This is a genomic window from Mesorhizobium sp. M7A.F.Ca.CA.002.04.1.1, from assembly GCF_004022805.1.
Taxonomy (GTDB): Bacteria; Pseudomonadota; Alphaproteobacteria; order Rhizobiales; family Rhizobiaceae; genus Mesorhizobium; species Mesorhizobium ciceri.
On the sequence record NZ_RZPL01000125.1, the window covers coordinates 1 to 10,288 of the forward strand.

Genomic DNA, 10,288 nt, shown 5'->3' on the forward strand with positions numbered 1-10,288 from the left:
ACCATGCGGTGTGTGACGAACTCTTCGCCCGCCACGCGCTGAAAGCCAAGCCGTTCATAGAAACGGAAAGCTTCTTGCGGCGCGCGGGTGTTCAGCATGGCGAAATGGTGACGTGCCCTGTCGACAACGGTTTCGACCAGCATCCGGCCAAGGCCGGCGCGACGGTGGCGCGCGCTGACGAACAGGTGCCGGACCCGGCCGTGGCCCCTGTCCTCGAAATAGGGATCGATGTTCAACCCGCACACGCCGGCGAGTTCCCTTCCATACCATGCTCCGTACAGCGCCTCCCCCCGTTTCAGGAACTTGTTGCGGCCACTTGCCCAGCCATCCGCAAGGCGTACCAGCATCCAGTAGCCTTCCAGCCGGCTCTCTTCCTTCAGCGTGTCGAAGGCCGGCATGGTCGGCCGAAACCGCTTGAGCACGTAGCCGACCTCTGGGATGGCGCCTGTCGATCCACCCATTGAGCTACTCCGCCGGGCGCGTCTCTTCGAGCACGCTGTCCTCGTGATAGAGAAAACCGCCGGACTGCCGCTTCCACAGCCGCGCATAGAGCCCGTCGAGCGCCACCAATTGGTCATGCGTGCCTTGCTCGACAATGCGGCCGCCGTCGAGCACCACCAGACGATCGAGTGCTGCGATCGTCGACAGCCGGTGGGCGATGGCGATGACCGTCTTGTTTTCCATCAGCCGTGTCAGATTCTCCTGGATCGCCGCCTCGATGTCGGAATCGAGTGCCGAGGTCGCCTCATCGAGAATCAGGATCGGCGCATCCTTGAGGAAGACGCGGGCGATCGCCACGCGCTGGCGCTGGCCTCCCGACAGCTTGACGCCGCGCTCGCCGACAAACGCCTCGTAGCCGGCGCGGTCCCTGTTGTCGCGCAAGGTCAGGATGAACTCGTGCGCCTCAGCCTTTTTCGCCGCCGCGATCACCTCCGCATCGGTCGCGTCAGGCATGCCGAGCTTGATGTTGTCGCGCAGCGAACGGTGGAACAGCGCCGTGTCCTGGCTGACGACGCCGATATTGGCGCGCAGCGAATTCTGCGTAACTTTGGCGACATCCTGGCCATCGATGGTGATCGACCCGCTCTCGAGATCGTAGAGGCGCAGGATCAGATTGGCGAGGGTCGTCTTGCCGGCGCCGGACGGTCCGACCAGCCCTACCTTCTCGCCTGGCCTGACGACAAGGTCGATGCCGTTCAGCACGCCGAAACCTTTGCCGTAGTGGAACTCGACGTTCTTCACCGCGATACGGCCACCCGCAACGACGAGTTCCTTGGCGTCGGGCGCATCGGTGAGGCCGAGCGGCTGCGAGATCAGCGCCTTGGAATTCTCCAGCACGCCGAGGTTTCGCAAGATGCTGTTGAGCTGCATCATCAGCCGGCCGAGCAGCATGTTGAGCCGCAGCACCAGCGACAGGGTGAAGGCGACCGCGCCGACGGTGATCGAGCCCTCGACCCAGAGATAGACGGCAAAGCAGCCGATCGCCGTGATCATGATGCCCGACAGCGTGGTCAGCGCCATGCGCACGCCGGTCAGCCGGCGGGTGAACGGGCGCAATGCGTCGAGATAGATGTCGAAACCGTTCCTGATGTAGCGGTCGTCGCCATCGGCCGAGAACAGTTTCAGCGTCTGCACGTTGGAATAGGAATCGACGATGCGGCCGGTGATCATCGAGCCGGCCTCGGCTGTTTCCTCGGCATGCTTGCGGATTGCCGGCAAATAGAGCTTGGCCAGCCAGCCGAAGGCGGAAATCCAGATCACCACCAGAACCGCCAGCCTGAGATCGAGGCCTGCGACCAGCGCCAGCGTCGTCACCGTGTAGACGATCATAAACCAGACGACCTCGATGAAGCTTTCCATCAAGTCGCCGGTCGCCTGGCCCGCCTGCCAGACCTTCGTCGCGATGCGGCCGGCGAAATCGTTCTGGAAAAAGGCGTAGGACTGGCGCGAGACATGCCGGTGCGCCTGCCAGCGCACCAGATTGTAGAAGCCCGGCGTGATCGTCTGTTCGTCGACCAGCGCCGACAGGCCGACGACGACGGTGCGGATGACCAGCACCACCACGGCCATGAAAACCAGTTCAGGGCCGGCGGCGGCCCACAGTGCGTGCCAGCTGCGCTCGGCGGGAAGCTGGTCGAGAATATCGACCAGCCGCCCGACGAAGTAGAACAGGCCGGCCTCGACCAGCGGCGCGATGCCGCCGATGACCAGCATGGCGAAGAAGGCGAACTTCGCCTGGCCGACATAGTGCCAGAGAAAGCCGCCGACACTGATCGGTGGCCGAAGATTCGCCGGCTCCCTGAACGGATAGACCCAGTTCTCGAACCAGCGATAGACGGCTGTCATCATGCGGCGGCCATCATTCTGCGGCTTGCCTCTTTGCAAGTGCGTCGTTGGCGGGACCGTCCTCAAGCAGGAACCCGCCCGACTGGCGCTGCCAGAGCTGCGCGTAGAGCCCGCCCTTGGCGACGAGTTCTTCGTGCGAACCTTCCTCGATGACACGGCCCTTGTCCATCACCACCAGCCTGTCCATCGCCGCGATGGTCGACAGCCGGTGCGCGATGGCGATGACGGTCTTGCCTTGCATGAGCTTGTAGAGATTCTCCTGGATCGCCGCCTCGGCTTCGGAATCAAGCGCCGAGGTCGCTTCGTCAAGGATAAGTATAGGTGCGTCCTTCAACATAACGCGAGCAATGGCGACGCGTTGCCGCTGGCCACCGGACAATTTGACGCCGCGGTCACCGACATAGGCGTCGAAGCCCTTGCGGCCGCTGGCATCCGAAAGCCCCGATATGAAGTCCAGCGCCTCGGCGCGCCGCGCCGCCTCGACAAGCATCTCGTCGGTTGCATCGGGCCGGCCATAAAGGATGTTCTCGCGCACCGAACGATGCAGCAGCGAGGTGTCCTGCGTGACCATGCCGATCTGCGCACGAAGCGAATCCTGCTTCACAGCGGCGATTTCCTGGCCATCGACCAATATCTGCCCGGCTTCGAGGTCGTAGAAGCGCAGCAACAGGTTGACCAGCGTGGACTTGCCGGCGCCGGAACGGCCGACGATGCCGACCTTCTCGCCCGGCTTCACCGCCAGCGACAGGCCCTCGATCACACCCTTCTGCTTGCCGTAGTGGAAGCGAATGTCCTCGAAGCGGATCTCACCCCTGGAAACGCTGATCTCCTTCGCGTCCGGCCGGTCCTCGACAAGGCGCGGCAGCGAGATCGAGGCGATACCGTCCTGCACCGTGCCGATGTTCTCGAACAGGCCCGACATTTCCCACATGATCCATTGCGACATGCCCCACAACCTGAGCACAAGGCCGATGACCACGGCGACCGCGCCGATCGTCACTGCTTGCCCCAGCCACAGCCACAGCGCCATCGCGGTCACCGAGAACAAGAGCAGCGCGTTCAGTATGTAGAGCGAGCCGAAAAGCACTGTCACCAGGCGCATCGACCGGTAGACCGTTTCGAGAAAGCCGGACATACCGTCTTTGGCGAATGACGCTTCGCGGCGTGCATGGCTGAACAGCTTGACCGTCTGGATGTTTGAGTAGCTGTCGACGACCCGGCCCGTCATGATCGAGCGCGCATTGGCCTGTTCCTCGCCGACCTTGCCCAGCCGGGGAATGAAAAACCGCAGCAAAAGGATATAGCCGACCAGCCAGACGCCGAGCGGCGCGGCCAGCCGCCAGTCGGCCGAGCCGACGATGAGCAGCATGCCGAGGAAGTAGACGATAACGTAATTCAGGACGTCGATCACCTTGATGACGCATTCGCGCACGGCGAGAGCCGTCTGCATCAGCTTGGTCGCGATGCGGCCGGCGAACTCGTCCTGGTAGAAACTCATCGACTGCTTGAGCAGATAGCGGTGCACCTGCCAGCGGATGCGCATGGGATAGTTGCCCATCAGCGTTTGCTGGTTGAGGAGCGAATGCAGCCATACGGTGCCCGGCAGTGCGAACAGCACGATGAAGGCCATGCCGGCAAGCTTCCAGGCTTCCGTCTGCAGGAAGGTTTCGCGATTCTGCCCCGACAGCCAGTCGACGATGCGGCCGAGGAAGCCGAACATCCACACTTCCGCGATCGCGATGGCCGTCACCAGCACTGCGTCGAAAAGGATATAGGGCCAGGCGCCGCGCGTATAATGCACGCAGAAGGCAACCAGCGTCTTGGGCGGCTCGACCGGTTCCGCCGCGGGGAACGGATCGAGCCTTTTTTCAAACCAGCTAAACAACAACATAGGTCATGCCTGTGAAATGTGTTTGCCGCTTACGCGGCACGTGAGCGTACGAAGTCCCCGGAACCCATGGCGTCGAGTGCCGACGGTCCGGAATCACCCGGACCGTCGGCAATGCTTCGCGCAATATAGGGGCTCGCGGGCTTTTCGCCGACAGCTGCGCCAGACGATCCTGACGACACGGTGCCGCCAGCCCGGTTTTTCGGGCCAGGCCGGATCAGCCGGATGATCCGGCGCACCAGCGACGGCCGCCCGGGATCGGGAACCGCGCGCGAAAAATCGACATCCGGCAGCATGCCGCGATGCGGCCGGCGGCGAACCTCGGCGTGAACCGCCGACGAATAGGTGTCGCCGATCAGCAGCGCCCAGGTCGGCAGTCGGTGGATATGCAGGCTCCTCGAGCCCGGTATTCTGTAGGGATCGAACATCGGTCCGTCCTCCGTGTGAAAATCGAGATAAAAAGGCGAAGCAATATCGTCCGCCGGCATTCGCCCGGAGACACGCATTGCATCGGTCCGGACATGACGAGTGTCGGTCCGGACAGCTTCAGTTGGGGCGTTCAGCCCTTTTGACTTTTTGAAAAACATCGCAGGATTCCTTCGGAAGCCGAAAAATCGTTTCGGCGGGAATCGGTGCGATCAAGTCTTAGAGAGTCAGGAGAATCGTCGTACCGAAACCGCCGGCAGGCAGGTAAGCCCACGAGAGGGGCGCTGGATGTGCATGGTCATCATGAATTACCCCTCCATCGGTTCGGGTTGACAATGCTGGTTGTATACCCGACTTCGCAGAAAATGGCCACCCGCAGGTCCAGCAATTTCCAAAACCGCCAAGCCGCTGTGGCCGATCCGCCACTTATTAGAAGGACGCGGAAATGAACCGTCGTCTCCGCATCGCGCTCTACCAGCCTGACATTGCCGGCAACACCGGAACAATCCTGCGCTTCGCCGCGTGCCTCGGACTTGGCGTCGACATCATCGAACCGGCCGGATTTCCGCTCTCCGACAAGTCGCTCAAGCGAGCCGGCATGGACTACCTCGAAATGGCTGCCCTGACCCGGCATGTCGACTGGCACGCCTTCGAGGAATGGCGCAAGGCTGGTTCGCACCGGCTGGTGCTGCTGTCGACCAAAGCCACGACGGCCTACACCAGCTTCAGCTTCGCGGACGGTGACGTCCTCCTGTTCGGCCGCGAATCCGCAGGCGTGCCGGATCCTGTCCATCAGGCGGCGAATGCGCGCCTGACCATCCCCATGCAGGGTACGGCGCGCAGCATCAACGTGGCGCTCTCCGTCGCCATGGTGGTGGGCGAAGCCATCCGGCAACTCGGATAACGGCACTCCGTCTCCCGACATCTCGACCCAGGCGCACATCGCCTTCTCCTTCGTTTGCACATCCAGGGTTTCTTCGCTACAAGCTCAACTTAACTTGAGGTCAAGCAGAAAAATCGGGACGGAAAATCAGACATGGCGCCTGTAACGGAATTAACGGTTGGCCAGGTGGCCATGCGCAGCGGGGTGGCGGTGTCGGCGCTGCATTTCTACGAGGCCCGCGGCTTGATCCGCAGCCACCGCACGTCGGGCAACCAGCGCCGCTACGGCCGCGACGTGCTGCGGCGCGTGGCGATCATCAAGGTCGCACAGGAGGTCGGCATCTCGCTGGCCGAAATCGGTGCCGCACTTGAATCACTGCCCGAAAGCCGCACGCCGACGCGCGACGACTGGAACCTTTTGTCGACCGCCTGGCGCGACGGGCTCGATCACAAGATCGCCCAGTTGAAGAAACTGCGCGAAGGGCTGACCGACTGCATCGGCTGCGGCTGCATGTCGATCGACAAATGCCCGCTGCGCAACAAGGGTGACCGGCTGGCACGCGAGGGAACGGGGGCAAGGAGGCTGGTCGCTCTTCCTTCTCCCCGTTCACGGGGAGAAGGTGCCTGAACGCAGTGAAGGCAGATGAGGGGCGGCGCCAGCATTGAGAGGTTCGTGCCGCTCCTCAACCTGCCTGCCGGCACCCTCTCCCCGTAAACGGGGCGACGAAATCCTAGTCGGCCGCAGGCAACCGCCTGATGGTGAACTCGATCAGGTCGCCCGGCCGCTCGAACCAGCTTTCGATCTCGGTCCAGTAGGCCTGCTTGGGAAAGCGCTCGAACCATTCCTTGGCCTTGAGCCGGGCATCGGAGCGTGGCAGCACGAAGGTCTCGCGCAGGAAACCGTCGCGCGGCATACGCACGCGCTCGGCACGGCTTTGGTCGAGCCTTTTCTTTAGGCCATCCAGCGGCGGTCTTGCCGGGGTGCGCACGAAACAACTCCTTGCACCGTAATGACACTTGACCCTGTCCCCTAAGAGATTAGGGATCGCGCCGGCAAAAGACGAGTCATTTGTGGGACTCGCCGCCCCAACCGGAGACGGCATTTGGAACGACCAGAAATACCGGCGGGCCTGCCCGCCGACATCGAACAGAAGAAGATGAAGGCGCGCCTCTGGTTCGAGGCGCTGCGCGAACGCATCTGCGCCACCTTCGAGCAGATCGAGCAGGATCTTGGCGGGCCGCTGGCCTCGTGGTCGCCCGGCCGCTTCGAAAAGACGCCATGGGAACGTGACGAGGGGCGCGGCGGCGGCGGCACCATGTCGATGATGCACGGTCGCGTCTTCGAAAAGGTCGGCGTCCACACATCGACCGTCCATGGCGAGTTCTCACCCGAATTCAGGAAGCAGATGCCCGGTGCCGAGGAAGACCCGCGCTTCTGGGCATCCGGCATTTCGCTGATCGCGCACCCATGGAATCCCAACGTTCCGGCCGTGCACATGAACACGCGCATGGTGGTCACATCCAGCCAATGGTTCGGCGGCGGTGCCGATCTGACACCGGTGCTCGATCGCCGCCGCACCCAGGACGACCCCGACACGGTCGCCTTCCACCGCGCCATGCAATTCGCTTGCGAGAAGAATGTCGCGGTGGCCGATTACCCAAAATTCAAGGCCTGGTGCGACGAGTACTTCTATCTGTCGCACCGCAACGAGCCGCGCGGCACCGGTGGCATCTTCTTCGACTGGCTGCATTCGGGTGAGGACAAGGGCGGCTGGAATGCCGATTTCAACTTCGTCCAGGATGTCGGCCGCGCTTTTCTCGTCGTCTACGGCCACCTTGTGCGCGCCAACTTCAACGAGAACTGGACCGATGGCGACCGTGACGAACAGCTCATCCGCCGCGGCCGCTACGTCGAATTCAATCTGCTTCACGATCGCGGCACCATATTCGGACTGAAGACCGGCGGCAATGTCGCCGCCATCCTCTCCAGCCTGCCGCCCGAGGTCCGCTGGCCGTAACAAAATGGTGAGCCCGGCGTGAGCCGCATTGATGTCCCATTCGCTCGAATTGGGCATGGAATGTGGCACACGGTGCGGCGAAAAATTTCTTTTTCGTCTAATAGGCTCTTGAAAAGACTGGTCTATTTGTGGCGCGGGGTCGGGAAGCGCCGGCGGTTCGCCTGCGCGCAATTTCAGGAAAGTGCGAAACGGCTTTCCGACCGGAATTGCGTCAAGACAAAGCGAGCCGCGACCCGACGCGACCGGACGGCCCAAGACGACGCGGGACATCTTCGTCAAAAAGATACCCGCCTTTCCAGGAGTACTTCGCAATGCGCAAGATCATTGTTTCGGCGGCCGCCGCTGCCCTTCTCGCTTCCGGTTCGGTGGCGTTCGCCGCCGTCAAGCACACCACCGGGACGATCAAGACCTTTGACACGACGGCCATGAGCCTGGTCCTCGACGATGGATCGTCTTTTACGCTTCCCAAGACCTTCAAGGATCCTGGCCTGCAGGTCGGTGAAAAGGTCCGTGTCTCATGGGACATGAGCGGCAAGAAAAAGATTGCCGAGGCTGTCAAGATCGCCAAGTGAAGGCCTGCCCGCCAAAACGGGACGAGACGAGGGCGGAGCGATGCTGCTCCGCCCTTTTGCCGTTGACGGCAACCAATACCACCCCATCTGTGTTATGCTTCTCACCCGTTCGCGGTCCGCGGTTTCAACCCTGGAACCGGACATGGGCCAAAAAAGTGCCGGAGCCTCGACCAGGCTCCACGGAGAAAAGGAGAAATCTCATGAAGGAATTTCACTGCGGGTCGCTCGTGCCCGGCTGTGACTGGCACACACGTGCCGACGAGGAAGCCGAGGTCATGCGCCGTGCCGTCGAGCACATGCGCGAGACACATGGTGAGACGGTCATCCGCGAGACGATGATCGAGGCGATCCGTTCGCGCATCGAAAAGACCCGCGACGCGGCCTGATCTACCCGGCCTGCAAGGCTTCGGCGGCGCGCTTGAGGAGCGCGTCGCGATCAGGGGCAAACCCGGCTTCGACCCATTCCGCTTCGAGATTCCTGAGGATTTCGCCGAGTTTCGGGCCTGGAGTTGCGCCGAGCGCCGTCAGATCGGCACCTTTCAGCGGAAACAACGGCTTTTCCCATTTGGTGGCGAAGCCAAGCAGGCGCGAAAAGCCACCGGCTTCGAGCAGCGCCTCATTGTCCTCGACGGCGCGCATCCTGGCTGCCGCAAGCGACAGCCGCAGACGGTCGACAAACCCCTGCCGGTCGCCGCGATAGAGCCTTTTTGCCAGTTCGCCCTCGGTCGTCTTCGGCTCGACGGCGGTGGCGAGCGCCCATTGGCGCAGGCGATCCGCTTCGGCGGTCGAGAGTTTGAGCCGCTCGGCGAGCGACTTCATGCGAGCGGCATCGGGCGGCACGATCGCTTCCAGTCTGAGCAGCGGGTCGGGTGCCCAGCCCAGATCCTTGCCGGCCTTGGCCAACCCATGGATGGCATCGATACCCCATTTCTCGCTTTCCGGCAGCGCCGCGGTCAAGACACCTGCCTGCCGCATCCAAAGCAGCGCCCGTGACGGATCGGGCGCCGACAAAAGTTTCTTCAGTTCCGACCAGATGCGCTCGGACGAAAGCTGGGCCAGCCCTTCCTTCAGACGGGCGCAGGCTTTCAGCCCCTCGGCGTCGGGCCGTCCGTCGCCGTACCAGGCGAAGAAGCGGAAGAAGCGCAGGATGCGCAGGTAGTCTTCGCGAATGCGCGCTTCCGGGTCGCCGATGAATCGCAGCCGGCGCGCCTCGATGTCGGCAATGCCGCCGACCAGGTCGACCACCTTGCCATCGGCCTCGGCATAGAGCGCGTTGATGGTGAAGTCGCGCCGCTCGGCATCGAGCTTCCAGTCGCGCCCGAACGACACTTTCGCGCGCCGCCCGTCGGTTTCGATATCGGCGCGCAAGGTGGTGATTTCATAGGGCTTTCCGCCGGCAACCACGGTGATCGTCCCATGCTCGATGCCGGTTGGCACCGCCTTGAACCCTTCCGCTTCGGCGCGGCGGAGGGTTTGCTGCGGCAAGCAGGTGGTGGCGATGTCGATGTCGGCGACCGGCTGGTCCATCAGCGTGTTGCGCACCGCGCCGCCGGCGACTCGCGCCTCTTCACCGCCTTCGGCCAATGCGAACAGCAGGCGCTGTAGATGCTTGTCGGTGAGCCAATCGGCCCTGCCCGCGATCGAGACACTCACGCATAGAGCCTTTCATAGAGAGTACGAATGATGCCGGCGGTGACGCCCCAGATGCGCCGGTCGCCGTAAGGCATGTCGTAGAAGAACCATTCGAGATCGTTCCACATACGGCTGTCGCGCTTGTGGTTGGCCGGGTCCATCAGGAAGCGCAGCGGCACTTCGAAAGCGGCATCGACCTCGTCTGCGTTGAGCGTCAGTTGGAAACCGGGCCGCACGATGCCAAGCACCGGGGCGATGCGGTAGCCGCTGCCGGCGACATAGTCGGGCATGCGGCCGATGATCTCGATGCCATCTCGGCCAAGCCCGATCTCCTCGAAGGTCTCGCGCAGCGCCGCCGCCTCAGGGCTCGGATCGGTCGGATCGATAGTGCCGCCGGGAAAGGCCACCTGCCCCGAATGGCTGCGCAGCTTTTCGGCCCGTTTGGTCAGAAGAACCGTCGCATCGCCCTCATGATCGACCACCGGGATCAGCACCGCGGCATTGCGCAGCGCCTTGCCCTGGTT

Annotated in this window: 12 protein-coding genes; 5 read left to right on the top strand and 7 right to left on the bottom strand. The window is 62.9% G+C overall.

Going from position 1 to position 10,288, the window contains the following annotated elements:
• The 4 genes from ENZ75_RS09295 to ENZ75_RS09310 form a co-directional block, all read right to left on the bottom strand.
• The coding region (locus ENZ75_RS09295) for a GNAT family N-acetyltransferase (RefSeq protein WP_128278045.1) at positions 1-461 on the bottom strand (461 nt) is incomplete at its 3' end.
• A gap of 4 nt (positions 462-465) precedes the next feature.
• Positions 466-2,349, bottom strand: a complete 1,884-nt coding sequence (locus ENZ75_RS09300; RefSeq protein WP_032808649.1) for an ABC transporter ATP-binding protein — start codon at positions 2,347-2,349, stop codon at positions 466-468.
• A gap of 10 nt (positions 2,350-2,359) precedes the next feature.
• The gene (locus ENZ75_RS09305) at positions 2,360-4,237 is read right to left on the bottom strand and encodes an ABC transporter ATP-binding protein (RefSeq protein WP_063168844.1); all 1,878 of its coding nucleotides are present in this window, start codon (positions 4,235-4,237) and stop codon (positions 2,360-2,362) included.
• 29 nt (positions 4,238-4,266) lie between these two features.
• Positions 4,267-4,662, bottom strand: a complete 396-nt coding sequence (locus tag ENZ75_RS09310; RefSeq protein ID WP_082826695.1) for a hypothetical protein — start codon at positions 4,660-4,662, stop codon at positions 4,267-4,269.
• Positions 4,663-5,105: 443 nt separating this feature from the next.
• On the opposite strand from ENZ75_RS09310, the gene ENZ75_RS09315 reads away from it, so the two are divergent.
• Both ENZ75_RS09315 and soxR read left to right on the top strand, forming a co-directional pair.
• Positions 5,106-5,564 carry a tRNA (cytidine(34)-2'-O)-methyltransferase gene (locus tag ENZ75_RS09315; RefSeq protein ID WP_063168846.1) on the top strand — a complete coding sequence of 153 codons (459 nt, stop codon included), beginning with the start codon at positions 5,106-5,108 and terminating at the stop codon, positions 5,562-5,564.
• A 132-nt stretch (positions 5,565-5,696) separates the two neighbouring features.
• The gene (gene soxR, locus ENZ75_RS09320) at positions 5,697-6,170 is read left to right on the top strand and encodes a redox-sensitive transcriptional activator SoxR (protein WP_063168847.1); all 474 of its coding nucleotides are present in this window, start codon (positions 5,697-5,699) and stop codon (positions 6,168-6,170) included.
• Between the two features lie 103 nt (positions 6,171-6,273).
• Here the strand turns inward: soxR and ENZ75_RS09325 are convergent, their stop codons facing one another.
• Positions 6,274-6,531, bottom strand: coding sequence for a hypothetical protein (locus tag ENZ75_RS09325; RefSeq protein WP_013529975.1), 258 nt, complete (start codon positions 6,529-6,531; stop codon positions 6,274-6,276).
• Positions 6,532-6,645: 114 nt separating this feature from the next.
• On the opposite strand from ENZ75_RS09325, the gene hemF reads away from it, so the two are divergent.
• The 3 genes from hemF to ENZ75_RS09340 all read left to right on the top strand — a co-directional run bounded on the left by hemF (position 6,646) and on the right by ENZ75_RS09340 (position 8,518).
• Positions 6,646-7,560, top strand: coding sequence for an oxygen-dependent coproporphyrinogen oxidase (gene hemF, locus ENZ75_RS09330; protein ID WP_024504549.1), 915 nt, complete (start codon positions 6,646-6,648; stop codon positions 7,558-7,560).
• Between the two features lie 311 nt (positions 7,561-7,871).
• The gene (locus tag ENZ75_RS09335) at positions 7,872-8,132 is read left to right on the top strand and encodes a DUF1344 domain-containing protein (protein WP_013529973.1); all 261 of its coding nucleotides are present in this window, start codon (positions 7,872-7,874) and stop codon (positions 8,130-8,132) included.
• 200 nt (positions 8,133-8,332) lie between these two features.
• Positions 8,333-8,518 (top strand): DUF1059 domain-containing protein, encoded by a 186-nt coding sequence (locus tag ENZ75_RS09340; RefSeq protein WP_013529972.1) that lies wholly within the window; start codon positions 8,333-8,335, stop codon positions 8,516-8,518.
• Position 8,519: 1 nt separating this feature from the next.
• Here the strand turns inward: ENZ75_RS09340 and ENZ75_RS09345 are convergent, their stop codons facing one another.
• Together ENZ75_RS09345 and ENZ75_RS09350 are read right to left on the bottom strand one after the other, a co-directional pair.
• Positions 8,520-9,785, bottom strand: a complete 1,266-nt coding sequence (locus ENZ75_RS09345) for a CCA tRNA nucleotidyltransferase (protein WP_063168848.1) — start codon at positions 9,783-9,785, stop codon at positions 8,520-8,522.
• Positions 9,782-10,288: CoA pyrophosphatase (locus tag ENZ75_RS09350; protein WP_128278047.1), on the bottom strand; the 507-nt coding region annotated here is incomplete at its 5' end. The genes ENZ75_RS09345 and ENZ75_RS09350, both read right to left, overlap by 4 nt.